19 protein-coding genes are annotated in these 25,599 nt (G+C 67.3%); 12 read left to right on the top strand and 7 right to left on the bottom strand.

What is annotated here, in order from left to right; all coding sequences use genetic code 11:
* Positions 1-5: 5 nt before the first annotated feature.
* The 9 genes from UU9_RS09145 (at position 6) to UU9_RS09105 (ending at position 11,016) form a co-directional block, all read left to right on the top strand.
* Complete coding sequence (locus UU9_RS09145; RefSeq protein WP_007081462.1) at positions 6-380, top strand: hypothetical protein; 375 nt, start codon at positions 6-8, stop codon at positions 378-380.
* Between the two features lie 441 nt (positions 381-821).
* Complete coding sequence (gene zwf / locus UU9_RS09140) at positions 822-2,228, top strand: glucose-6-phosphate dehydrogenase (protein WP_007081461.1); 1,407 nt, start codon at positions 822-824, stop codon at positions 2,226-2,228.
* Positions 2,222-2,953, top strand: a complete 732-nt coding sequence (locus UU9_RS09135) for an HAD family hydrolase (RefSeq protein ID WP_007081460.1) — start codon at positions 2,222-2,224, stop codon at positions 2,951-2,953. Before zwf ends, UU9_RS09135 begins: the two co-directional genes overlap by 7 nt.
* Positions 2,954-3,019: 66 nt before the next feature.
* Positions 3,020-4,108: a transaldolase gene (gene tal / locus UU9_RS09130; protein ID WP_007081459.1), complete on the top strand. Its 1,089-nt coding sequence runs from the start codon at positions 3,020-3,022 to the stop codon at positions 4,106-4,108.
* The gene (pgi, locus tag UU9_RS09125; protein ID WP_007081458.1) at positions 4,105-5,739 is read left to right on the top strand and encodes a glucose-6-phosphate isomerase; all 1,635 of its coding nucleotides are present in this window, start codon (positions 4,105-4,107) and stop codon (positions 5,737-5,739) included. The genes tal and pgi overlap by 4 nt, the downstream gene beginning before the upstream one ends.
* Before the next feature lie 166 nt (positions 5,740-5,905).
* Positions 5,906-7,552, top strand: a complete 1,647-nt coding sequence (gene pgm / locus UU9_RS09120; RefSeq protein WP_007081457.1) for a phosphoglucomutase (alpha-D-glucose-1,6-bisphosphate-dependent) — start codon at positions 5,906-5,908, stop codon at positions 7,550-7,552.
* A 117-nt stretch (positions 7,553-7,669) separates the two neighbouring features.
* A complete protein-coding gene (tkt, locus tag UU9_RS09115; RefSeq protein ID WP_007081456.1) occupies positions 7,670-9,718 on the top strand; it encodes a transketolase in 2,049 nt (682 codons plus the stop codon).
* Positions 9,719-10,255: 537 nt separating this feature from the next.
* Positions 10,256-10,468 carry a hypervirulence associated TUDOR domain-containing protein gene (locus tag UU9_RS09110; protein WP_007081455.1) on the top strand — a complete coding sequence of 71 codons (213 nt, stop codon included), beginning with the start codon at positions 10,256-10,258 and terminating at the stop codon, positions 10,466-10,468.
* 2 nt (positions 10,469-10,470) lie between these two features.
* Entirely contained in the window at positions 10,471-11,016 is a 546-nt protein-coding gene (locus UU9_RS09105; RefSeq protein ID WP_007081454.1) for a DUF488 domain-containing protein, read from the top strand.
* 93 nt (positions 11,017-11,109) lie between these two features.
* Here UU9_RS09105 and gnd read toward each other — a convergent pair whose 3' ends face one another.
* The gene (gnd, locus tag UU9_RS09100) at positions 11,110-12,015 is read right to left on the bottom strand and encodes a phosphogluconate dehydrogenase (NAD(+)-dependent, decarboxylating) (protein WP_007081453.1); all 906 of its coding nucleotides are present in this window, start codon (positions 12,013-12,015) and stop codon (positions 11,110-11,112) included.
* Positions 12,016-12,076: 61 nt separating this feature from the next.
* On the bottom strand, positions 12,077-13,411 hold the full coding sequence (locus UU9_RS09095) for a glucoamylase family protein (RefSeq protein WP_007081452.1): 1,335 nt from the start codon (positions 13,409-13,411) through the stop codon (positions 12,077-12,079).
* Between the two features lie 156 nt (positions 13,412-13,567).
* Between UU9_RS09095 and UU9_RS09090 the strand changes: the two genes are divergently transcribed.
* A complete protein-coding gene (locus UU9_RS09090) occupies positions 13,568-17,479 on the top strand; it encodes a GH36-type glycosyl hydrolase domain-containing protein (RefSeq protein WP_007081451.1) in 3,912 nt (1,303 codons plus the stop codon).
* 663 nt (positions 17,480-18,142) lie between these two features.
* Here the strand turns inward: UU9_RS09090 and ntrC are convergent.
* Together ntrC and UU9_RS09080 are read right to left on the bottom strand one after the other, a co-directional pair.
* A complete protein-coding gene (gene ntrC / locus UU9_RS09085) occupies positions 18,143-19,525 on the bottom strand; it encodes a nitrogen regulation protein NR(I) (protein WP_007081450.1) in 1,383 nt (460 codons plus the stop codon).
* Between the two features lie 332 nt (positions 19,526-19,857).
* Complete coding sequence (locus tag UU9_RS09080; RefSeq protein ID WP_007081449.1) at positions 19,858-20,859, bottom strand: two-component system sensor histidine kinase NtrB; 1,002 nt, start codon at positions 20,857-20,859, stop codon at positions 19,858-19,860.
* Between the two features lie 196 nt (positions 20,860-21,055).
* Between UU9_RS09080 and UU9_RS09075 the strand changes: the two genes are divergently transcribed.
* Both UU9_RS09075 and UU9_RS09070 read left to right on the top strand, forming a co-directional pair.
* On the top strand, positions 21,056-21,343 hold the full coding sequence (locus UU9_RS09075; protein WP_007081448.1) for a hypothetical protein: 288 nt from the start codon (positions 21,056-21,058) through the stop codon (positions 21,341-21,343).
* 117 nt (positions 21,344-21,460) lie between these two features.
* Positions 21,461-21,772 (top strand): hypothetical protein, encoded by a 312-nt coding sequence (locus tag UU9_RS09070; RefSeq protein WP_007081447.1) that lies wholly within the window; start codon positions 21,461-21,463, stop codon positions 21,770-21,772.
* Here the strand turns inward: UU9_RS09070 and UU9_RS09065 are convergent, their stop codons facing one another.
* From UU9_RS09065 to glnA, 3 genes are all read right to left on the bottom strand, one after another.
* Positions 21,773-22,660, bottom strand: a complete 888-nt coding sequence (locus UU9_RS09065) for an aldo/keto reductase (protein ID WP_007081446.1) — start codon at positions 22,658-22,660, stop codon at positions 21,773-21,775.
* Between the two features lie 279 nt (positions 22,661-22,939).
* Positions 22,940-23,785 carry a BRO-N domain-containing protein gene (locus tag UU9_RS09060; protein ID WP_040670681.1) on the bottom strand — a complete coding sequence of 282 codons (846 nt, stop codon included), beginning with the start codon at positions 23,783-23,785 and terminating at the stop codon, positions 22,940-22,942.
* Positions 23,786-24,095: 310 nt separating this feature from the next.
* On the bottom strand, positions 24,096-25,505 hold the full coding sequence (gene glnA / locus UU9_RS09055) for a type I glutamate--ammonia ligase (RefSeq protein ID WP_007081444.1): 1,410 nt from the start codon (positions 25,503-25,505) through the stop codon (positions 24,096-24,098).
* Positions 25,506-25,599 lie beyond the last annotated feature (94 nt).

Here is a 25,599-nt window from a genome sequence, read left to right as displayed (position 1 = left end):
CGCGCATGAAAACAATGCTTCTGGCGGCCCCATTCCTGTTGGCGATTGCGCTGGCCATTTACGTCCAGGGCGGCGACTCCGTCGGGTTCGCGGCGTGGAATGCACTGCCCATGATCGTGGGCTTGTGCATGATCCTGATCGGGCATCGCACCCGTACCGCGCCCCCGTGGGGGCGTACAGCTTTCGCGGTTGTCGCCACGCTTTTCGTGGTCTGGTTTCATCTCGCATGGCTGTTCGACTGGGGCGGCGCCAAGACCGGCTCCTCCACCTCCGCACTGGCTTTCATCTTTATCCCGTTCTGGGCGTTTGTCCTGGGAGGTGTTGCCGGCTTGCTGGCGTGGGCGATTCGACGGTTCGCCTGCCGTCGCGCCATGTCTTAGCAAGCGGCGCGGGAGCCGCTCCCCCCCTGCTCGCAGGGGAGGGCTGGGGAGGGGTTGCTCTTTCGTCACGCCAGAGCGAAAAGCGCTACCCCCTCCCAACCTCCCCCTGCAAGCAGGGGGAGGAGCAGAAGCCTGCGGGCGTTGCTCGGGCTGAGTGGCGTCGTTGTCGCCGCGGGAAGGTAACCCTCGGCGCAGGTGTTCCGTGCGCCCGTGCGGTCGGCATGCCATGTGCGCCGCGTGTGATCCGGCCCCGCCCCGGTCGTCGCCCACTCGCACGCCACGAGCCACGCGCCAACCTGGCCTATGCACCACCTTAACCGCGCCTCGCGCAGGCTCGGCAGTGGAGTTGCCGCCGCGGGAGTGCAACCATCGGCGGATGGCGTTTTCCACGCCGTGCAGCCGGCCGGCTGCATTCCCACCCGCATGGAGTGAGTTCCCGTTATGCCGATTTCCCGCTCGGATGCCCTCGTGTTCTTTGGCGCCACTGGCGACCTGGCCTACAAGAAAATCTTCCCCGCGCTGCAGTCGATGATCCAGCGCGACGGGCTGGATCTGCCGATCATCTGCATCGCGCATTCGGGCTGGACGCTGGAGCAATTGCGCCAGCGCGCCCACGACAGCCTGGTGCATGCGGCCAAGGCGCAGGGCAGCACGGTGGACGAGGCCGCGTTCGCGAAGCTGGCGGCGAAGCTGCAGTACGTCGACGGCGACTACAACGACCCGGCCACCTTCACGCTGTTGAAGCAGGCGCTGGGCGAGGCGCGACGGCCGCTGCATTACCTGGCGATACCGCCCGCGCTGTTCGGGGTGGTGGCGCGCGGCCTGAAGCAGGCCGGTTGCGCCGACGAAGCGCGCATCGTGGTGGAGAAGCCGTTTGGCCGCGACCTGGCGTCGGCGCGCAAGCTCAACGCCACGCTGCACGAGGTGTTTCCGGAGCCGTCGATCTTCCGCATCGACCATTACCTGGGCAAGGAGCCGGTGCAGAACCTGCTGTATTTCCGCTTCGCCAACACCGTGTTCGAGCCGGTGTGGAACCACCATTACGTGGACAGCGTACAGATCACCATGGCCGAGCAGTTCGGCGTGGACGGGCGCGGCTCGTTCTACGAGGGCGTGGGGGCGATCCGCGACGTGCTGCAGAACCACCTGCTGCAGGTGACATCCTTGCTGGCGATGGACGCGCCGGTGGGCAACGACCCGGCCTCGCTCAACGCCGAGAAGCTGCGCTTGTTCCGCGCGATGCGTCCGCTGCAGCCGGCCGACGTGGTGCGCGGCCAGTTCACCGGCTACCGCGACGTTGACGGCGTGGCGCCCGATTCGGACGTGGAAACCTTCGTGGCACTGCGCCTGTACATCGACACCTGGCGCTGGGCCGGCGTGCCGTTCTACATCCGCGCGGGCAAGAGCCTGCCGATCACCACCACCGAGGTGATGGTCGACATGAAGACACCGCCGATGTCGATCTTCGATGATATCCGCGCACCGGAATCCAATTACTTCCGCTTCCGGCTTAGCCCGGAGGTGGTGATTGCCGAGGGCGCGCGGGTGAAGCGGCCGGGCGAGGCGATGCGCGGCAACCCGGTGGAACTGGTGGCGCGGCACGACACGACGCCGGAGAAATCGCCGTACGAACGGCTGCTGGGCGACGCGATCCGCGGCGACAACTCGCTGTTCACCAGCGATGAATGCGTGGAGGCGGCCTGGGCCGTGGTCGACCGCGTGCTGAATCATGAAAGCCCGGTCGCACCCTACGAACCGGGCACCTGGGGGCCGGCCGCCGCCGCTGACGTCGTCGCCAGCGCCGAAGGCTGGCACGACCCGCAAGCGGAGACCAGTGAACCATGCTGACCGATACCGACAACGCCACCCCGGCCGTCGTTTTCCTGTGCGACGTGGACAACACCCTGCTGGACAACGACCGCTTTCGCGACGACCTGGGCGACGAGCTGGAGCGCCTGTTCGGCGCCGCGGCGCGCGAACGCTACTGGAAGATCTACGACCAGCGCCGCCAGGAGCTGGGCTACGCCGATTACCTGGGCACGCTGGAATGCTTCCGCGCCGGACTGGACAACGACCCGCAACTGTTGGACATGTCCGGCTGGCTGCTGGATTACCCGTTCGCCGAGCGGCTGTACCCGCAGGCGCTGGAAACGGTGGCGCACCTGCAGTCGCTGGGCCCCACGGCGCTGCTGTCCGACGGCGACATCGTGTTCCAGCCACGCAAGATCCACCGCGCCGGGCTGTGGCAGGCGCTGGGCGGCCACGTCATGGTCTACCTGCACAAGGACCGCATGCTGGTAGCGATGCAGCAGCGCTACCCGGCGGCGCATTACGTGATGGTGGATGACAAGCCGCACCTGCTGGCGCGGATGAAACAGCACATGGGCAGCCGGCTGACCACCGTGTTCGTGCGCCAGGGCCATTACGCGGAAAATGCCGCCGGCGACACCGTCGATCCGGCCCCCGACATCACCATTGCGTGCATCGGTGACCTGCGCGGGCGTAAGCTTGGAAGTTTCCTGCCCACCGGGGCGGTCATCAATCTGCCATCGACGAGCTTGCCATCCGGTTGAGCCGTCCATACGTCCATAATGAATGCCCCATCCGATCAATCCGCAACAAGGCACCATGGAGTCCGCATGAAAGCGACACAACAATTGCATGAACTCGGCCAGAGTCTGTGGCTGGACAACATCACCCGCACGATGCTGGACGACGGCACGCTGGCCCGCTACATCGCCGATTTCTCGGTAACCGGCCTCACCTCCAACCCCAGCATCTTCGAAGCGGCGATGGCCGAGGGCGACGCCTACGACGACGGCATCAAGGCCAAGTCCCAGGCCGGCCTGTCCGGCGAAGCGCTGTTCACCGAGCTGGCGCTGGAAGACCTGCGCCGCGCCGCCAAGCTGTTCAAGCCCGTTTTCGACGCCACCAAGCAGGTCGACGGCTGGGTGTCGATGGAGGTTTCCCCGCTGCTGGCCGCCGACACCGCCGGCTCGCTGGAGGCCGCCCGGCTGATCCACGACCAGGGCAACTGCCCCAACCTGTTCGTGAAGATCCCCGGCACCCCCGAGGGCGTGCCGGCGATCGAGGAGGCGATTTTCGCCGGTATCCCGATCAACGTGACCCTGCTGTTTTCCTGCCAGCAGTACCTGGCCGTGGCCGAGGCGTACATGCGCGGCATCGAGCGCCGCATCGCCGCCGGACTGGACCCGAAGGTGGGCTCGGTGGCGTCGGTCTTCGTCAGCCGCTGGGACGTGGCCAGCAACAAGCAGCTGCCGCCGGAACTGCACAACAAGCTGGGCATCGCCGTGTGCCAGCAGACCTATCGCGCCTACCGCGAACTGCTGGCCTCGCCGCGCTGGCAGAAACTGGCCGCCGCCGGCGCCCAGCCGCAGCGCCTGCTGCTGGCCAGCACCGGCACCAAGGACCCGAGCGCCTCCGACACGCTGTACATCAGCGCCCTGGCAGCACCCGACACCATCGACACCATGCCGGAGAAAACCCTGCTGGCCCTGGCCGACCACGGCCAGTTGCATGGCGTGATGCCCACCGACGGCGGTGACGCTGACGCCACCCTGGCGCAGATCACCAAGGCTGGCGTGGACATCGAAGCCTTGGCGCTGAAGCTGCAGCAGGATGGCGCGCAGGCCTTCGTGAAGTCGTGGCACCAGTTGCTGCAGCGCCTGTCGGACAAGGTGGGCAGCCTCGGCGCCGCCAAGGCATGAGCGCTGACCTCACCCGCAGTCCTGCCTGGCTGGCGCTGAAACAGCACGCGGCGCAGGTCGGCTCACGCCACCTGCGCGAGCTGTTCGCCGCCGATCCGCAGCGCGGCGAACGGCTGGTGATCGAGGATGTGGGCCTGTACCTCGACTACGCCAAGCAGCGCGTCAACGCCGACACCATGGACCTGCTGCGCCAGCTGGCCGAAGACCGCGGCGTGCGCCAGCGCACCGCCGCGATGTTCGCCGGCGAGCGCATCAACACCACCGAAGACCGCGCCGTGCTGCACGTGGCCCTGCGCGCCCCGGTCGGCGAGAAGATCCTGTTCGACGGCCACGACGTGGTGGCCGACGTGCACGCGGTGCTCGACCGCATGGCCGCGTTCAGCGACCAGGTGCGCGACGGCAGCTGGCGCGGCCATACCGGCAAGCGCATTCGCAATGTGGTCAGCATCGGCATCGGCGGCTCGGATCTGGGGCCGGTAATGGCGTACGAGGCGTTGCGCGACTACAGCCAGCGCGAGATGGTGTTCCGCTTCGTCTCCAACGTGGACGGCACCGATTTCGCCGAGGCCGTGCGCGATCTGGACGCGGCCGAGACGCTGTTCATCGTCTGCTCGAAAACCTTCACCACACTGGAAACGCTGAGCAATGCGCAGGCCGCGCGGCAGTGGGCCGTGCAGGCGCTGGGCGATGACAGCGCGGTGGCCAAGCACTTCGTGGCGGTCTCCACCAACGCCGACGAAGTGGCGAAGTTCGGCATCGACACCGCCAACATGTTCGGCTTCTGGGACTGGGTGGGCGGTCGCTACTCGATGGAATCGGCGATCGGCCTGTCCACCATGCTGGCGATCGGCCCGCAGCACTTCCGCGACATGCTGGCCGGTTTCCACGCGATGGACGTGCATTTCCGCGACACGCCGTTCGAACGCAACCTGCCGGTGACGATGGCGCTGCTGGGCATCTGGAACACCAACTTCCTGGACGCGGCCACCGTGGCGGTGCTGCCGTACGAGCAGTACCTGAAGCGCTTCCCCGCCTACCTGCAGCAGCTGACGATGGAGAGCAACGGCAAGAGCGTCACCATCGACGGCCAGGCGGTGGATTACGCCACCGGTCCGATCTACTGGGGCGAACCGGGCACCAACGGCCAGCACTCGTTCTACCAGCTGATCCACCAGGGCACGCGCATCGTGCCGTGCGACTTCATCGGTTTCGGCCAGACACGCAACCCGGTGGGCGACCAGCATGATCTGCTGATCGCCAACCTGATCGCCCAGGGCGAGGCGCTGGCGTTCGGCAAGAGCGCCGACGAAGTGCGCGCCGAAGGCACCGCCGAGGCGCTGGTGCCGCACCGCACCTTCGACGGCAACCGGCCCAGCAGCACCTTGCTGGCCGCCGAGCTGACGCCGTACGCGCTGGGGTCGCTGATCGCGCTGTACGAGCACAGCGTGTTCGTGCAGGGCGTGATCTGGAATATCGACTCGTTCGACCAGTGGGGCGTGGAACTGGGCAAGCAGCTGGCCAAGGCCACCATCGCCGAACTCACCGCGGCCGAGCTGCCGCAGCTCTCGCACGACAGCTCCACCAACGCGTTGATCCGGCGTTACCGCCAGCTGCGCGACGGCAAGCCGTAAAGTTTGCGGAAGCGACTGTGGGAGCGACTTCAGTCGCGATGCTTCTGCTCTGGAGCTTCAAAGCAAGAGCATCGCGACTGAAGTCGCTCCCACAACAGCTGCTCACACAATCGTCGCTTCGCCGGTGGCAAATTCGAGCGTTTCCACGAACATTTTTCGAGGACCCATGAGCCAGCAGATCAGCCCACTCGCCGGCAAGCCGGCACCCGCGTCGATACTCGTCGACGTGCCGAAGCTGCTGGCCGCCTACGTGGACCTGCAACCCGATCCGTCTGTGCCGGCCCAGCGCGTGGCGTTCGGCACCTCCGGCCATCGCGGCAGCTCGTTCGATCACAGCTTCAATGCGTGGCACATCCTGGCGATCAGCCAGGCGATCTGCGAATACCGCAAGGCCAAAGGTATCGACGGCCCGCTGTTCATCGGCGCCGATACCCACGCGCTGTCGCAGCCGGCGCTGGAAAACGCGCTGGAGGTGCTGGCCGCCAATGGCGTGGAGACGATGGTGTCCACCGGCGGCGAGTTCACCCCCACGCCGGCGGTCTCGCACGCAATCCTGGTCTACAACAAGGGCCGCACCTCGGGCCTGGCCGACGGCATCGTGATCACGCCGTCGCACAATCCGCCCGACAACGGCGGCTTCAAGTACAACCCGACCAACGGTGGCCCGGCCGACACCGACATCACCAAGTGGGTGGAAAACCGCGCCAATGCGCTGCTGGAAGGCGGCTTGCGCGAGGTGAAGCGGATGCCGCTGGCGCAGGCGCAAAAGGCCGCCACCACGCACGAGCACGACTTCCTCAACCATTACGTGGCCGACCTGGCCAACGTGATCGATTTCGACACGATCCGCGGCGCCGGCATCCGCATGGGCGTGGATCCGCTGGGCGGCGCGGGCGTGCATTACTGGGCGCCGATCGCCGAACGCTACGGCATCGACCTCACCGTGGTCAGCGACGTGGTCGATCCGCAGTTCGCCTTCATGAGCGTGGACTGGGACGGCAAGATCCGCATGGACCCGTCCTCGAAATACGCGATGCAGCGATTGATCGGGCTGAAGGACCGCTACGACGTGGCGTTCGCCTGCGACACCGACCACGACCGCCACGGCATCGTCACCCGCTCCAGCGGATTATTGGAGCCCAACCACTACCTGTCGGTGCTGATCGACTACCTGTTCCGTCACCGGCCGCAGTGGAACGCGCAGGCCGCCGTGGGCAAGACCGTGGTCAGCACCGCGCTGATCGACCGCGTGGCCAAGCGCCTCGATCGCAAACTGTATGAAGTGCCGGTGGGCTTCAAGTGGTTCGCGCCGGGCCTGTTCGACGGCTCGCTGGGTTTCGGCTGCGAGGAAAGCGCGGGCGCCTCGCTGCTGCGCCGCGACGGCACGGCCTGGGTCACCGACAAGGACGGCCTGGTGCCCGCGCTGCTCTCGGCCGAGATCACCGCGCGCGAAGGCAAGGACCCAGGTGAGCTGTATGCGCGGCTCACCGACGAGCTGGGCAAGCCGTTCGCCAACCGCGTCGAAGCGGCGGCCACGCCGGCGCAGAAGGCGAAGTTGTCGAAGCTGTCGCCGGAGCAGTTGAAGACCGATCAACTGGCCGGCGAAAAGATCGAGCAGGTGCTGGATCGCGCGCCCGGCAACGATGCGGCCATCGGCGGCATCAAGGTGGTTTCCGCCAGCGGCTGGTTCGCGGCGCGGCCGTCCGGCACCGAGGCGATCTACAAGATTTATGCGGAAAGCTTCAAGGACGAGGCGCATCTGCAGGCGCTGCTGACGGAGGCGCAGAACATCGTGGACGCCGCGCTGGCCTGAAACCCCACTGTATGTGGGAGCGACTTCAGTCGCGATGCTCTTTCTCTGGGGCTCCAAAGCAAGAGCATCGCGACTGAAGTCGCTCCCACCAGCCCCCCACCTCTTCCGGAGAAAACCATGTCCAAAGACCTCGACCAGCAATGCATCGACACGCTTCGCTTCCTGTCGGTGGACATGGTGCAGAAGGCCGACAGCGGTCACCCCGGACTGCCGCTGGGCGCCGCGCCGATGGCCTACGTGCTGTGGACGCGGCACATGAAGTACAACCCGGCCAACCCGCAATGGACTGACCGCGACCGCTTCGTGCTGTCCGCCGGCCACGGCTCGGCGCTGCTGTACAGCCTGCTTTACGCCACCGGCTACGGCGTGTCGCTGGATGACATCAAGCACTTCCGCCAGTGGGGCAGCAAAACCGCCGGGCATCCCGAATACGGCCACACGCCGGGCGTGGAGGTGACCACCGGCCCGCTGGGCCAGGGCCTGGCCAATGCAGTGGGCATGGCCATCGGCGAGGCGCAGCTGGCCGCCAGCTACAACCGCGACGGGCACACGGTGATCGACCACCGCACCTGGGCCATCGCCAGCGACGGCGACCTGATGGAAGGCGTGGCCAGCGAGGCCGCCTCGCTGGCCGGCCACCTGAAGCTGGGCAAGCTGGTGTGCCTGTACGACGACAACTACGTGACGCTGTCCGCCGGCACCGACATGACGTTTTCCGAGGATCGCGCCAGGCGCTTCGAAGCCTACGGCTGGCAGACCCTCACCGTGCCCGACGGCAACGACGTGGCTGCGATCGACGCCGCACTGAAAGCCGCCTGCGCCGATACCGAACGGCCCACGCTGATCCTGGTGCGCACGCATATCGGCTTCGGTTCGCCCGAGCAGGACAGCTACAAGGCGCACGGTTCGCCACTGGGCGACGAGGACGTGGCGAAAACCAAGCAAAACCTGGGCTGGCCCACCGAGCCCGATTTCCTGGTGCCCGAACCGGCGCTGGCGCATTTCCGGCAGGCGCTGGAGCGCGGTGCCAAGGTCGAGGCGGAATGGAATAGCCGTATGGACGGCTATGCCAAGGCCTTCCCCGACCAGGCGAAGGAGCTCGATCGCCGCCTGCGCGCGGAGCTGGCGCCGGGCTGGGACGCGGACATCCCCGTATTCCCCACCGACGCCAAGGGCATGGCCACCCGCGTGGCCGGCGGCAAGATCATGAACGCCTTCGCGGCCAGGGTGCCGGCCTTGTGCGGCGGCTCCGCCGACCTCGACCCGTCGACCCACACCGCGCTCAAGGGCCTGGGCGATTTCAACCCCGCGCAGGTGCCGGGCGAGGATACCGAAGGCTCCGACGGCGGCGGCTGGAGCCGCGCGGGGCGCAACTTCCACTACGGCGTGCGCGAGCACGCGATGGCCGCGATCAGCAACGGCCTGGCCGCGCACGGCGGCTTCATCCCGTTCGACGCCACGTTCCTGATCTTCTCCGACTACATGCGCCCGGCGATCCGCCTGGCCGCGCTGATGAAGCTGCACGTGGTGCACGTGTTCACCCACGACAGCGTGGCGCTGGGCGAAGACGGCCCCACCCACCAGCCGGTGGAACAACTGGCCAGCCTGCGCGCCATCCCCAACCTCGTGGTGATCCGCCCCGCCGACGCCAACGAAACCGCGGTGGCGTGGAGAGTGGCCGTGGAAACGCGCGAAGCTCCCGTGCTGCTGGCACTGACGCGGCAAAACGTACCCACGCTGGATCGCCAGCGCTACGCCAGCGCCGACGGCCTGCGCAAGGGCGCGTACGTGTTGAGCGACGCGAAAGACGGCAAGCCCGCGCTGATCCTGATCGGCACCGGTTCGGAAGTCGGCCTGATCGTGGCCGCCGCCGACAAGCTGCAGGCCGACGGCATCGCGGTGCGCTGCGTGTCGATGCCCAGCTGGGAATTGTTCGACGCGCAGCCGCAAGGCTATCGCGATGAAGTGCTGCCGCCGGGCGTAAGCGCACGGTTGGCGGTGGAACTGGGCTGCTCGCAGGGCTGGCACCGCTACGTGGGCGACCACGGCGACGTGCTGGCCATCGACCACTTCGGTGCCTCCGCCCCGGCGGACGTGCTGCTGCGCGAGTTCGGCTTCACGGTGGACAACGTGGTGAAGCGGGCGAAGGCGTTGCTGGCGAAGTGATGCGGGATGGCGTGGGCTTGCGAGCGCCGCGCCTCAACGCCGAAAGAAGCCGTAATCCCCTCTCCCCTGCGGGGAGAGGGCAGGGAGAGGGGGACACGCTGCGGGGAAGTCCCAACGAAGCTACCCACGACGCCGAACAGCTTCGCTTCGCCTTCCCCGCAAGCACCGCCCCCTCTCCTGTGTCCTCTCCCCAATGGGGAGAGGAGATCACGGCGCCTTCGGGTTTCCCCGTTTATCGGTAAAGCAGGAGCAGACCGCCGCCAACCCTCAGCCCACAAAAGCACCGTAATCCCCTCTCCCCTGCGGGGAGAGGGCAGGGAGAGGGGGCACACGCCGGGGGGAAGTCCCAACGAAGCTACCCCACGACGCCGAACAGCTTCGCTTCGCCTTCCCCGCAAGCACCGGCCCCTCTCCTGTGTCCTCTCCCCAATGGGGAGAGGAGAGGCTTCTGTGCTTTTCGACGCGCCCTGCGCACGCATTCACGGGCGCATCAAACCGCACCTGCTTTCATGCGTGGTATCCGTTGGAGGAACACCCATGACCCACGCATTCAAAGTCGGCGACCACGTGCGCTGGAATTCCGAGGCTGGCCACGTCAGCGGCACGATCACCAAGGTGCACACGCGCGACACGGAATACAAAGGCCACATGCGCCGCTGCAGCGAGGACGACCCGCAGTACGAGATCAAGAGCGACAAGACCGACCACGTGGCGATGCACAAGGGCGCCGCGTTGCACAAGATCGACTGAGCATGGCGGTTGCGCCCGCCACTGTCTGGACCATCGGCCACTCCACCCGCACGCTGGAGGAGTTCACCGACCTGCTGCGCACCTATCGGGTGGAGGCGATCGCGGATGTGCGCCGCTTTCCCGGCTCACGCCGCTATCCCCATTTCGCCAGCGAAGCGCTGGCCGAATCGCTGCCCACCTGCGGCGTTGCCTATCAGTGGATGCCCAAGCTCGGTGGCCGCCGCAAGGTGCAACCGGGCTCGCCGAATACGGCATGGCGCAATGCCTCGTTCCAGGGCTACGCCGACTACACCGCCACCGACGAATTCGCCGAAGGCCTGCATGCGCTGCTGGCGCTGGCCGCGCAACGACGCACCGCGATGATGTGCGCCGAGGCGGTGTGGTGGCGCTGCCACCGTTCGCTGGTTTCCGACGTGCTCAAACTGCGCGGCATCGAGGTCATCCACATCATGGACGCCACCCACAGCGTGGAGCATCCCTACACCTCGCCCGCGCGCATCGTGGATGGAAAGCTGAGCTACGCGCCGGCACAAGCGGATCTGCTGTAAGCCGCCTGTGGGAGCGACTTCAGTCGCGATGCTCCTGCTCTGGTGCTCCAAAGCAAGAGCATCGCGGCTGAAGCCGCTCCCACAGCGACACACTCATTCCTTCTTGATCGCGTGCCCGCCGAACTCGTTGCGCATCGACGCCAGCAGCTTGTCGGTGAACGACTCGGTGTCGCGCGAGCGCAGGCGGGCGATCAGCGACAGGGTGATCACCGGCGCGGGCACGTTGAGCTTGATCGCCTCGTCCACCGTCCAGCGGCCTTCGCCGGAATCGGCCACGTAGGGCGCGATGCCTTCCATTTTCGGGTTCTTGGTCAGCGCGTCGGTGGTGAGGTCGAGCAGCCAGGAGCGCACCACGCTGCCTTCGCGCCAGATCTCGCCGATCTGCGCCAGGTCCAGGCCGAATTCCTGCTTGTGTTCCAGGATGGAGAAGCCTTCGGCGTAGGCCTGCATCATCCCGTACTCGATGCCGTTGTGAACCATCTTGGTGAAGTGGCCGGAACCCACCGGACCCACGCGGCCCCAGCCGGCATCCTTGGCCGGCGCCAGTGTCTCGAAGATCGGCTGCAGGCGTTTCACCACCGCTTCGTCGCCGCCGACCATCATGCTGTAGCCCTCGGCCAGGCCCCACACGCCGCCGCTGGTGCCGCAGTCGACGTAGTTCAGCTTGTGCTCGCGGTACAGCGCGGCGCGACGCAGGGTGTCGTTGTAATTGGAGTTGCCGCCGTCGATCACGGTGTCGCCGGGGGACAGCAGCGACAGCAGCGTGTTGACGGTGTCATCGGTGATCGCGCCAGCGGGCACCATCAGCCACACCACGCGCGGCGCTGGCAGCGCCTGCACCAGGGCCTGCAGCGAATCGGCGCTGGCCGCACCCTTGCCTTCCAGCGCCTTGCGCGCGTCGGCGTTGGGGTCAAAGCCGGTGACCTTGTGGCCGCCACGCAGCAACCGTTCGGCCATATTCGCGCCCATGCGCCCCAAACCCACCATGCCAAGTTCCATCGCACTACTCCGTCACAGAAAACAAAAAAGGGCGCGCCACACGGCAGCACCCGGGAAGGCATTATCGCGTATGCCGATCGGTATCCAGCCAGCCGCCGCTGAAACCGGCGCGGTGCAGGCCATCGATGATGTAGCGGCAGCCACGCATCAGCTGCCACGGCAGGCCACTGCGGTAATTCTCCACCATCAGCAGGATCGGCCCCAGATTCAGGCCGAAAAAGTACGGTGACACCCAACCCTCCAGCGCCATGCAGGGCTTGTCGACATAGCTCTGGTTGAAGCTGGCCTTGAAGCCGTAGGGATGCTGATCGTGCAGCTGCAGCGTGTGGATGAAGTGGTGCACCGCGGGCAGCACCACCTCCGGCGCGAACGGCAGCGACGCCACCACCGCCCATGGCGCCAGCGTGCCGTCGTCGATGCCGAACGGCGCGCCGCGGCCCTGGTAATCGTAGAAGTGCCGCTCGATGCCGTTGACCTTCAGCGTGGCCGGGCCGGGGCCGTCGCTGGCAGTGATGCCCCAGCAGTTGGCGCCATAACCCTTGAAACCCAGCGGGTTGTCGATGGCGTAGCGCTGCTGGACCAGGGTGGCGCGGCGACTGTTCTCGAAATAGTCGATGCCCTTGTCGCGCATGAACGCGTCCTGGATGCCGCGGAAATCGATCCACGCATGCGACAGCTGATGGGTGAACAGCGGCCCCGCATACAGGTAATCGAGGTCGTAGCAGTGCTTCCACTCATAGGTGCTGGCCCACGCCGCGTACGCGCCGGGCGGCAGCGGATGGGTGGGTGAACCCAGCGCCAGCACGTACAGCAGCAGCCCTTCGTCGTAGCCCTGCCAGCGGTGCGGGATGAAGCCGCTTTCCGGATGCCAACCGTGGCCGATGGTGCCATCGGCCGCCTGCGCCCAGCGCCAGTCGGCGCGTTCGTACAAGGCGTGCGCGATGTCGCGTACTTCCTTCTGCTCGGCGCTGTCGTCGTTGAAATACGCGGCCGCGGTCAGCATGCCGGCGAACAGGAAGGCGCTGTCCACCGTGGACAGCTCGCATTGCCAGGCGCGCCGACCCGTCTGCATGTGCAGGAAGTGGTAGTAGAAACCGCGGTAGCCGGTGGCATCAGGTTCCGGCCCCTGCGGGCTGTCACGAAAGAAACGCAACGTGGTCAGCACCCGCTGCAACGCCTCTGCGTGACCGATCAACCCGCGCTCGACCGCCACCGGATACGCGCTGAGCGCCAGCCCGGTGGCGGTGATGCTGCACGGCCAGTCCGGTGCGGTCTTGTCCGATACCAGGCCGTTCAACGGATTGGTTTCGTACTGGAAGTACGCAAACGCCTTGCTCTGCAGCTGCTGGAACAACGGGTCGGGCTGGAGCGGTGGGCTGGACGGGGACGAACGCATGGATCGGGAAGAGGCCTGTCTCGCTGCAGGAGGTCGGCGGCGGATCGCCAGCCGATGAGCACGGCATGGTACCCCCGACCGCGATGAAACGCAGGTTGACGCGGTCGATGCTGTGGCCGGCGCATCATCGTGGACCTGTTCATCACAGGAATCCCGATGTCGCCTTCTTCCCGCACCATCGACCCACGCCAGCGCTGCCTGCTGTCCAACGGCAGGCTCAGCGTGATGCTGGGCGCGAACGGTTCCGGCTACACCCGCTGGCACGACCTGGCCGTGACCCGCTGGCGCGAGGACCCGGTCAGCGACCCATGGGGCAGCTACCTGTTGTTGCGCGACGAGGACAGCGGCGAGGTGTGGTCGCTGACGCAACAACCCGGCGCCAGCCGCACGCCCGACGACGCGGTGGAATTCGGCATCGGCCACGCCCGCTTCAGCCGCCGCCACCACAGCGTGCACAGCGAGCTGGAGGTCGCGGTGGCACCGGACGCGGACACCGAACTGCGCCGCATCACGCTGAGCAATCACGGCGATCGCACACGCACGCTCACGCTCACCAGCTATGCCGAACTGGTGCTGGGCGCGGCAGCGGCGGACGATGCGCACCCGGCGTTTTCGAAGATGTTCGTGCAGACCGAATGGGACGCGGCGCATGGCCTGTTGCTGGCCCACCGCCGCGCCCGCGATGCCGCGCCCCCGGCGGCGTGGGCAGCGCAGGCGCTGCAGATCGAAGGCCAGCGCGCGGACGGCGCCGGCTACGAAACCGACCGCGCACGCTTTCTCGGACGTGGCCGCACGCTGGCGCACGCGCTGGCGATGGCGCCCGGCGCCGCGCTGTCCGGCACGGTGGGTTGCGTGCTCGATCCGGTTTTCGCGCTACGCCAGCCGCTCACCCTGGCGCCGCGCGGCAGCGTGACCCTGTTGCTGTGGACCACGCTGGCCGACACCCGCGAGGGCGCACTGGCGCTGGCAACGCGGCTGACCGACGTCGGCGCCGCCGCCACCTTGTTCGCCGGCGCTGCCCGCCAGGCCGAGGCGGAACGCGCGCGACACGGCATCGACGCCGCCTGCGCGGCCCACTGCGTCCACTGGTTGAGCGCGCTGCTGGTGGCCGACACCGCACAACGCGCGCCCGTCGATCAATTGCCCCTTGGTCACGGCGGCCCGCCCACGTTGTGGGCCGCCGGCATTTCCGGCGACCGGCCGATCGCCCTGCTGTACGTGCGCGGCACCGACACGCTGGCGCGCGTGCGCGAGCTGTTGCAGGCGCAGGCCTTCTGGCGCAGCCAGCGACTGGCGGTGGACGTGGTGCTGCTCGATACCGCCTCCGGCGACAGCGCGTTGCAACAAGCGTTGACTCCACTGGTCGAGGCGCAGCAGGCGCGGTTGGCGACCGACGACGGCGGGCCGAAGACGCAGCTGTTCGTGTTGCATGACGACACCCTCGTCGCGGAACTTCGCCAGGGCTTGCTGACCGTCGCACGACTGGTGCTGGACGCCGCCGAACCGACACCGCACGTGCCCGACGCACCGGCCGCCGCCGTCGCGCCACCGCCGATCCGTGCCAGCACCCCGGCCGCACCACCGTCCGCCGACAGCGCCGAACGATCGGAATTCGCCAACGGCAGCGGCGCCTTCGTCGACGACGGCCGCGCCTATCGCATCGATCTGGATGACGGCCGCACCACCCCGGCGCCGTGGGTGAACGTGATCGCCAACCCCGCGTTCGGCTTTCTGGTGTCGGCCGAGGGTGGCGGCTACGCGTGGTCGCTGAACAGCCAGCAGAACCCGTTGACGCCGTGGCCGAACGATCCGGTCAGCGACATGCCGCACGACGTGATCTACCTGCGCGACCAGGCCACCGGCGACCTGTGGAGCGCCACGGCATTGCCGATCCGCGTGCCCGGCGCCCACTACATCGCCACTCACGGCAAGGGCTGGAGCCGCTTCCGCAGCGACGTCCACGGCATCGAAGCCGAGCTCGTGCAATGCGTGCCGCCGGCCGATCCGGTCAAGCTGTCGCGGCTGCGCCTGTGCAACCGCTCGGCGCGCACGCGGCAATTGGCGGTGACCGGTTACGTGCAGTGGGCGCTGGGCGCCAACGGCACCACGCCTGCACCATTCGTGATCACCGCGCGTGATGAGGCCACCGGCGCCATGCTGGCGCGCAACCCGTGGCGGCCGGACTTCGGCGAACGGGTGGCGTTTTTCGACATGGCCGGGCAGCAGCAATCGATCAGCGGCGACCGGCGCGAATTCCTGGGCGAACTGGGTACGGTCGAACACCCCGCCGCGCTGCACGACGGCGCGCCGCTGTCCGGTCGCGTGGGTGCGGGGCTGGACCCCTGCGGCGCGCTGCAGACACGCATCGAGTTGCCGCCGCACACCCGGATAGACCTGCTGTTCCTGCTGGGCGACGCCAGCGCCGAAGCCGAGGCGCAAACGCTGATCGAGCGCTACCGCGGTATCGACATCGACGACGTGCTGGCCGCCGTGGCCGCGCAATGGGGCGACGTGCTCGACGCGGTGCAGGTGCGCACGCCCGATCGTGCCCTCGACATCCTGCTCAACGACTGGCTGCTGTATCAGGTGCTGGCCTGCCGCGTGTGGGCGCGCACGGCCTATTACCAGGCCAGCGGCGCATACGGTTTCCGCGATCAATTGCAGGACGTGATGGCGTTGTGCGTGAGCCGCCCCGATGTGGCGCGCGAGCAGTTGCTGCGCGCCGCGGGCCGCCAGTTCGCCGAGGGCGACGTGCAGCACTGGTGGCTGCCACCGAAGGGCCAGGGCATCCGCACCCGCATCAGCGACGATCGCCTCTGGCTGGTCTACGTGGCCATGCACTACGTGCGCGTCAGCGGTGACGAGGGCTTGCTCGAAGAAACGCTGCCATGGCTCACCGGTCCGGCAATCGAGGACGGTGCGAACGATGCGTTCTTCCTGCCCGGGCGCAGCGACGAGGCGGCGACCGTGTACGAACACGCGGCGCGCGCGATCGACAGCAGCCTCGCCATCGGCGCGCATGGCCTGCCGCTGATCGGCACCGGCGACTGGAACGACGGCATGAATGCGGTGGGCGCCGACGGGCATGGCGAAAGCAGCTGGCAGGGCTGGTTCCTGCTGGCCACCATCGCGGCGCTGGCACCGGTCGCCGAACGCCGCGGCGACCAGGAACGCGCCCGCCGCTGGCGCGAGCATGCCGACGCCTTGCGCCAGGCGCTGGCACAGGCGTGGGACGGCGCGTGGTACTGGCGCGGCTATTACGACGACGGTGCGCCATTGGGTGCGGCGCAGAACGACGAATGCCGCATCGACACGATCGCGCAATCGTGGAGCGTAATGGCCGGCGCGGACGACCCGGCCACGATCGACCGCGAACGCGCCACGCAAGCGATGGAGTCGGTCGATGGCCTGTTGGTCGACCACGCCGATCAGGTGGCGAAACTGTTCACGCCGCCGTTCGACGGCGGCCCGCAGAACCCCGGCTACATCAAGGGCTATCCACCGGGCGTGCGCGAAAACGGCGGCCAGTACACGCACGGCGCGATCTGGTCGATCTTCGCTTGGGCCGGCCTGGGCGACGGCGATCGCGCCGGCGCGCTGTTCGGCCTGCTCAACCCGATCCACCACAGCGCCAGCGCCGAGGCCGTGCAGCGCTGCAAGGTCGAACCCTACGTCGTTTGCGCCGACGTCTACGCGGAGCCTCCGCACGTCGGCCGCGGCGGCTGGACCTGGTACACCGGCTCCGCCGCGTGGCTGTATCGCGCCGGGCTGGAGGCGTTGCTGGGCTTTCAGCTGCGCGGCGATCGGCTGCGCATCGCGCCGTGCATACCCAAAAACTGGCCCGGCTTCACGCTCAGCTATCGGCATCGCGGCAAGAAGCATGTGAGCCGTTACGAGATCAGCGTGGAGAACCCGCGGCGCGTCTGCGGCGGTGTGCAGGCCGTGGAAATGGACGGCCAAACGCTGAATGCCCGTGAAGCCGTGGTGCTGGTAGATGATGGGGGGACGCATCGGTTGCGGGTCACACTGGGCGCGCCGCCTCCTCTTCACGTTGGCGGAGAGGATTGAGGAGCGGGGCGGTGTTTGTGGCGACGCTCTGCTTCCTCTCCCCTTTGGGGAGAGGACCGAGGAGAGGGGCGGTGCTTGCGGAGAAGCTGGCGGTTTCAGCGGCGCAGCAGCTTCGTTTGAGCTTTCCCGCCGCGCGGACAGCTTCGTTGAGCTTCCCCCGCGGTGAAGTCGGCTTCGTTGGGAGCTTCCCCGCGGCGTGTGCCCCCTCTCCCTGCCCTCTCCCCGCAGGGGAGAGGGGATTACGGTTTCTTTCGATGCTGAGGTAGGGCGTTTTTACGGCGTTGTCGGGTTCTGGGTCGATGAACGCAGAAGCCCGAAGCTACCGTAATCTCCTCTCCCCATTGGGGAGAGGACACAGGAGAGGGGTCGGTGCTTGCGGGGAAGGCGAAGCGAAGCTGTTCGGCGCCGTGGGTAGCTTCGTTGAGCTTTCCCGCGGCGCAATCGGCTTCGCTTGGAGCTTCCCCGCGGCGTGTGCCCCCTCTCCCTGCCCTCTCCCCGCAGGGGAGAGGGGATTACGGTTTCTTTCGGTGCTGAGGTAAGACGTTTTTACGGCGTTGTCGGGTTCCGGGGCGATGAGCGCAGAAGCCCGAAGCTACCGTGATCTCCTCTCCCCATGGGGGAGAGGACACAGGAGAGGGGACGGTGCTTGCGGGGAAGCCGCCCTCAAGACGACTTGCGCGCACGCGACGTCCCCAGCTTGCGGGTCAGCGTGTTGCGGCCCACGCCCAGCGCTTGCGCCGCGTTCTGGCGGTGACCGTCGCAGGCTTGCAGTGCGGCCTGCAGCAGGGTCTGGTCGAGTGCTTCGCGGGCGCGGGCGTGGATTTCGACTTCGCCGGCGGCCAGGGCTTCGGCGGCCCAGTCGCGCAGGGCGTCGGTCCAGTCGCCGCCGCTGGGGGCGCCGCGCATGCCGTCCAGGTCGGTGGGCAGGATCTCGCTGCCGGGGGCGATCACCGCCAGGCGCCGGCACAGGTTTTCCAGCTCGCGCACATTGCCGGGAAACTCCCGTTGCGCGATCAGTTTCAGCGCGGCCTTGGAGAACCGCTTCGGCGGCAGTTTCAGATCCTGCGCCATCGCTGTCAGGAAATGCCGCGCCAGCAGCGGGATGTCGCCGCGCCGGTTGCGCAGTGCGGGCAGCTCGATGCGTACCACGTCCAACCGGTGCATCAGGTCGGCGCGGAACAGGCCGGCGGCCACGCGCGCGGACAGGTCCTGGTGGGTGGCCGCCACAATGCGCACGTTGCCGCGGATCAGCTCGCGTCCGCCCACGCGGTAGAACTCGCCGCCGGCCAGCACGCGCAACAGGCGCGTCTGCAACGCCAGCGGCATGTCGCCGATTTCGTCCAGGAACAGCGTGCCGCCCTCGGCCTGTTCGAAGCGGCCGGCCACGCGGCGCAGCGCGCCGGTGAACGCGCCAGCCTCGTGGCCGAACAGCTCGCTTTCCAGCAGCTCGCTGGGGATGGCGGCGGTGTTGAGCGCCACGAAGGGCTTCTGCCGGCGCGCGCTTTCCTCGTGCAGCGCGCGCGCCACCAGCTCCTTGCCGGTGCCGGTTTCGCCGGTGATCAGCACGTTGAGGTCGCTGGCGGCCACGCGCCCGATCAGCCGGAAGACTTCGCGCATCGGCGCGCTTTCGCCCAGCAGGGCATGGTTGGACGCCACCGCTTCGACGATCAGTTCGGCCGGTGCGGCGGCGCTGGCCAGCGCGCGTTGCACCACCGCCACGGCGTGGTCGAGGTCGAACGGCTTGGCCAGGTAATCCACCGCGCCGGCGCGGTAGGCGGCGGCGGCGGTGGCCACGTCGGTGAAGGCGCTCATCACGATCACCGGCCCCACGCCCCGCTCCTGCAGCTCGCGCAGCAGGCTCAAGCCATCCTCGCCGGGCATGCGCACGTCGGTCAGCAGCAGCGCGGGCCTGGCGTCGAGCAGCGCCGTGCGGACCGAGCCCACCTCGCCGAACTCGCGCACCGCCAGGCCCGCGTCGCGCAACACCTCGGCCAGCACGAAACGCACGCCGCGGTCGTCGTCGACGATCCAGATTTCTTCAGTCATGGTCGTGCCTCGCTGTCTTTTGCTCCTCCCCCTGCGCGCCCCAAAGGGACTTCCTTCGGTCGCAGGGGGAGGTTGGGAGGGGGTGGCTCCGATGGGCGGAGAAGATCAAGAGCGAACCCCTCCCCAGCCCTCCCCTGCAAAGCAGGGGAGGGAGCGGTGTGCGGCGAGGCGGAGTGTTTCGGCCCGGCGCACTCCGCTTTTGCTCCTCCCCCTGCGCGCAGGGGGAGGTTGGGAGGGGGTGGCTCGGCTGAGCGAGGGAGATCAAGTGCGAACCCCTCCCCAGCCCTCCCCTGCAAAGCAGGGGAGGGAGCGGTGTGCGGCAGGTCGGGGAGTCAGTCATGGCCAGACTCCAACGGCAGGTACAGCGAGAACACGGTGTCGCCGGCGCGGCTGGTGTAGCGCAGTTCGCCGCCGTGCTCGTGGGCGATTTCGCGCGACAGCGCCAGGCCCAGACCGGTGCCGTCGACGCGGCCGGACACCAGTGGTTCGAACAAGGTGTCGCGCAAGGCGGCGGGGACGCCGGGGCCGTCGTCGGCCACGTCCACGCGCAGCGCCATCCGCGCCACGCCCTCGCCCAGGCGCAGGCCGTATTCGGCGCGGGTGCGCAGGGTGAGCGTGCCGGCGCCGGCTTCCAGCGCGTTGCGGGCCAGGTTCAACAACGCCTGCTGCAGGCGGTCGGCGTCGCCGTGCAGGTCGGGCAGGCTGGGGTCGTAATCGAGTCGCAACCGCGGCGGCTGCGGCTCGGCCTGCAGCAGGTCGGCGACGCGCTGCAGCGGCTGGTGGATGTTCACCGGCGCCAGCGTCGGCGCGCCGTCGTTGTGCAGCAGGCGGCTGGCCAGCGCGCCGAGGCGATCGGCTTCATCGATGATCAGGCCGGCCAGCGCCTGCAGGTCCTCGCTGGCGACGCGTCGCTGCAGCAGTTGTGCCGCACCGCGCAGGCCGGCCAGCGGGTTCTTCATTTCGTGTGCGAAGCCCCGCAGCGTGGCCGACAGCGGCGACTGGCCGGACGGTGATTCAGCCAGCGCGTGCGCCTCCAGCAACAAACCACCATCGAGCGGCTGCAGGGTGATGTCGACCCGGGTCTGCCTCCCGCTCACGGCGGTCAGCATCACCCCGCGCAATTGCACCGGCCGCTGCTGCGCCAGACTCCGCTGCGCCTGCCGCGAGGCGTCGCCCAGCAAGCCGGCCAGTGGCTGGCCAAGCGCACTGCGCGGCCCCCACTCCAGCCATTCCGCCAGCGCCGGGTTGAGCCATTGCAGGCGCAGATCGGCGTCGACCAGGGCCAGCCCCGTCGCCATCTGCTCCGCATACGCCTGCCAGTCGCGGTCGCTCATTGCACCATTGTGGGTGTTGTTTACATTTGGTGCAATAGCCTAGGGCATACGGCGTTCCGGCTTACCGCACCGTAGGGAAAATTCCGACGTGGAACATCGGTTTGGCGCCGCTTATACCGGGCATTCACCCTGCAGCGGGCACTGTGGCTGGACACGCGGCGAGCGTGAATCGACGCCACGAAAGAGGGCCTCCGACATGCACGAATCCATCCAGTTGGGCGACATGGTTTTCGTCTCGGACGGGGGCGAAGGTATCGGCTCGGTGCGGGAAATCCGGCCGGAGCCACCGGAGCTGGTGATCTACATCGAGAATGCCGGCGACTTCGAGCTGCCGCTGTCGGCGGTGCGCGGCGTGCACTCGGGCAAGGTGGTGCTGGATGTCACGCGACTGGAGCCACGGCTGCGCGAGGCGACACGTCATGTGCGCGATGCGGCGGACCCTTCCTACCAGGCACGCGGCAACGGGGTCGATGAGGAGGAATAGCGGCGCTCGCAAGACTCTGCCGGATGAACCGCGACGCCCGCCATCCCCTCCGCACGCGGCCGCCGCACAGGTCGCGACATACAATGCCGGCATGATGAACGCCGATGGCCGCGCCGCATGATCGACAAGGACGAGACACGGCTCAACCGCCATTTCCACCGCATGGAAACCCAGCTGCCCGAGTGGATTGCACGACCGATACGCTGGCTGCGCGTGCCCTCGTCGCGCTGGGTCCGCGTGCCGGTGGGCCTGCTGTTGATCGCCGGCGGCATATTCAGCGTTTTGCCGGTGCTGGGCCTGTGGATGCTGCCGCTGGGACTGTTGCTGCTGGCCGAGGACCTGCCCTTTCTGCGCCGCCCGATGTTGCGCACCCTGCTGTGGGTGGAGCGCCGCTGGCTGCGCTGGCGGCGCTCGCGCCGACGCCGCTGATCAGTCGGGCTTGGCGGACGAAAACTCCGCCTTGCCACCGGCGTCCAGCTCCGCGAATTCCGCGTCGGACAGCGTGATGCCGGCCGCGGCCACGTTCTGCTCCAGATGGCTGACCTTCGAGGTGCCGGGAATCGGCAGCATCACCGGGCTGCGCCGCAGCAACCACGCCAGCGCGACCTGGCTCGGCGTGGCGCCATGCGCGTTCGCGATGCGATCGAGCAAGCCACCACGGCCGGCCAGGCTGCCGGCGGCCAGCGGATACCAGGGGATAAAGCCGATGCCGTGTTTTTCGCAATGGTCGAGCACATCCTCGCTGCCGCGATCGACCAGGTTGTAGCGGTTCTGCACGGTGGCCACCGGAAACACGGCGGACGCCGCGACCACGTCATCCACCGACACCTCGCTGAGGCCCGCGTGGGCGATGATGCCCTCGTCCAGCAGCGCCTTGATCGCCCCGAACTGTTCGTCGCGCGGCACCTTGTGGTCGATGCGGTGCAGCTGCCACAGGCCGATCTGCTCTACGCCCAGCCAGCGCAGGCTTTTCAGCGCCTGCTGGCGCAGGTATTCGGGGCGGCCCAGCGGCTGCCATTCGTCCGGCCCGCTGCGAGTCAGCCCGGCCTTGGTGGCCACCAGCATGCCGGGATACGGATGCAGCGCTTCGCGGATCAGCCCTTCGGACACATCGGGCCCGTAGGAATCGGCGGTGTCGATGAAATTGACGCCCAGCTCGGGCAACCGCCGCAGCGTGCGCAGGCATTCGGCCTTGTCCGCCGGCGGCCCCCAGATGCCCTTGCCGGTGATGCGCATGGCGCCGAAACCGAGGCGATGGATGGCGGTGCTTCCGCCGATCTTGAAGGTGCCCGATGAGGCGGCGTTTGTGTTGGCCATGACGTTGTTCCTGCGGGGACGTGGAAGATCGCCGCGCCGCGCAATGCGGCCAACGGCAATCGCCAAGATTACGCCGACCGCATGAAACGCGGGCGAAAGTGTTACACGCAGCCATCCGGAGCGACGCACGCCAGTAGAAAGCACCGAGCGGCAACACCGGCACGGCGAACGCAAACGTGCGCCCTGCGCCGACCACCATGGCAGCACAGCATGCAACGTCACCCAGGCCCCCAAACATGTCTTCGACGAGTTCAGGAAAGCAGCCCTGACAAAGCAACGCTACTCGTCCGGCTTCTTCAAACGCCTCTGGCGTGGTGGTGGCAGGTAATTTTCTCCAGACACCACTTTCTTGCCGGTTTGGCTTTCCAGCTCCAACCGGGCGCGCTTCGCGATGGTGCCGCCGCTTTTCGCCGCGACCTTGTTTGCCGGCAGGCCGGTGGCTTGCGTCGTCTCGGCGATCTGCCGGGTGGACAGTTCAGCCAGCGCGGTAAAGATCAGCTCGGCCTCGCTCATGTGGTCGCGCAGGTTCTGTGTCTTCAGCCCCTTGAGCTGCTTGTGATCCTTCACGCCAAGACCGGTCCACTCCTCGTGGATCAAGTTGGTGAGAATGGCAAACTCCTGGCCGGCTTTGATCTCATGGCTGGCCCAGTAGTCGGTCAGTTTGGCGCGGGTTTCCTGTCCCATCATGCGCTGGTTGATCCATTTCTCGCTGCGACCATGCTTCTGCCACGTTGCGCGGGCGCGATCCAGCGCCAGGGCCGGGTCGGCCAGCTCCTGCATGCGCTCGTAACCGACCTTGGCCAGCCACAACTTGATCGGCTCGGCTTTGGGGCTGGGCACGGATTGCACCAGGCGCAGCAGGGTTTCGGCGGTGGCCACGTCAGTGACGCGTTGTTTGCCGTCACCGGCTGTCAGTTTCAACTGGTGACAATTTGTCACCAGTTGACTGCCTTCTTTGCCCAGCCGCTCCTTCAACTTGTTCCAGTACTTGCGCGCTGACTGGTAATCCGGCTGCTGGGTCAGCACCTGCACGATGTCCACGACCGAAAACCACCAGGTTTCGCTGGTTTCGTCGTAGACACGACGGATTGCGTGGTCTTCGAACTGGGTGGGCAGCTGTTGCATCGGCGGCTCCTTGGCCGGGCTCATGACGATCGGGATAACGCCACTGTAGCCGCTCATCGTCGCAACGGCTGCGAGGTATCAGCCCGACCGGAGGCCGTCGCCGGCCGCGCGGGCGAGCAGGGATTGCTTGAGTTCGTCGAGGGTGGCGCGCCCCATTGATCGATGGCTTCGACGCTCTGACCTTCACTGGAAAGCGCCTGTCGAATGCCGTGAGGCACAGCGGCCGACGCATGCCTGTCCGACCCCAAAACGAAACGACAGAAAAGACAACGGGCGCCGCAGCGCCCGTTGTCTTTGGATGTAAGCGCGGTTACAGCGAGTAATACATCTGGAACTCCAGCGGGTGGGTGCTGGCGCGGTACTTGGTGACTTCCTTCATCTTCACTTCGATGTAGGCATCGATGAAGTCGTCGGTAAACACGCCACCGGCCTTCAGGAAGTCACGATCCTTGTCCAGCGCTTCCAGCGCGGCGTCGAGGCTGGAGCAGACCTGCGGGATGTTCTTCTCTTCTTCCGGCGGCAGGTCGTACAGATCCTTGTCGGCCGGTGCGCCCGGGTCGATCTTGTTGATGATGCCGTCCAGGCCGGCCATCATCAGCGCGGTGAACACCAGGTAGCCCGACTGCATCGGATCGGGGAAACGCACCTCGATGCGGCGGCCCTTGGGGCTGGCCACGTACGGGATGCGGCAGCTGGCCGAACGGTTGCGGGCCGAATAGGCCAGCATCACCGGCGCCTCGAAACCCGGCACCAGGCGCTTGTAGCTGTTGGTGGTGGAATTGGAGAAGGCGTTGATCGCCTTGGCGTGCTTGAAGATGCCGCCGATGTACCACAGCGCCGTCTGCGACAGGCCGCCGTACAGGTCGCCGGCGAACAGGTTTTCGCCGTTCTTCGACAGCGACTGATGCACGTGCATGCCGCTGCCGTTGTCGCCGACCAGCGGCTTGGGCATGAAGGTGACGGTCTTGCCGTTCTGGTGCGCCACGTTCTTGACCACGTACTTCATCGTGATCAGCTCGTCGGCCTTCTTCACCAGCGTGTTGAACTTGACGCCGATCTCGCACTGGCCCGCGTTCGCCACTTCGTGGTGATGCACTTCGACCACCTGGCCCAGCGACTCCAGCACCTTGCACATGTCGGCGCGCAGGTCGCCCAGCGAATCGACCGGGCTGACCGGGAAATAGCCGCCCTTCACGCCCGGACGGTGGCCGGTGTTGTTGCCGTCGTACTTGTAGCGCGAGGACCAGGCCGCTTCCTCGGAGCCGATTTCGTAGAACACGCGGCCCGGGTCGTTCTGGAAACGCACCGAGTCGAAGATGAAGAATTCCGGCTCCGGCCCGAAGAACGCGGTGTCGGCGATGCCGGTGGATTTCAGGAACGCCTCGCCGCGCTTGGCGATCGAGCGCGGGTCGCGGCCGTAGGCCTGCATGGTGCTGGGCTCCAGCACGTCGCAATGCACGATCAGCTGCACATGCGCGCTGAACGGGTCCAGGTGTGCGGTGTCCGGGTCGGGCATGAGGATCATGTCCGACTCGTTGATGCCCTTCCAGCCCGTGATCGAGGAGCCGTCGAACATCTTGCCGTCTTCGAAGGTGGACTCATCGATCTGATGCGCCGGGAACGTGACGTGGTGATGCACGCCGAGCATGTCGGCAAAACGGAGGTCGACGAATTCGACATCGTGTTCCTGGATCAGGTCGAGCACTTTCTGAGCAGTCATGGAGCAACCTCGAATGGAATGGACGGATGGGCTTTAGCAAACGGTGTGCCAACGGACGGTAGCGGGAAAACCGCATGCCGTGGGGCTTCGCGCG

It is taken from the genome of Rhodanobacter fulvus Jip2 (genome assembly GCF_000264315.1).
GTDB lineage: Bacteria > Pseudomonadota > Gammaproteobacteria > Xanthomonadales > Rhodanobacteraceae > Rhodanobacter > Rhodanobacter fulvus.
The sequence above is the reverse complement of the archived record's forward strand: the minus strand, read 5'-3'. Positions and strand labels throughout refer to the sequence as shown.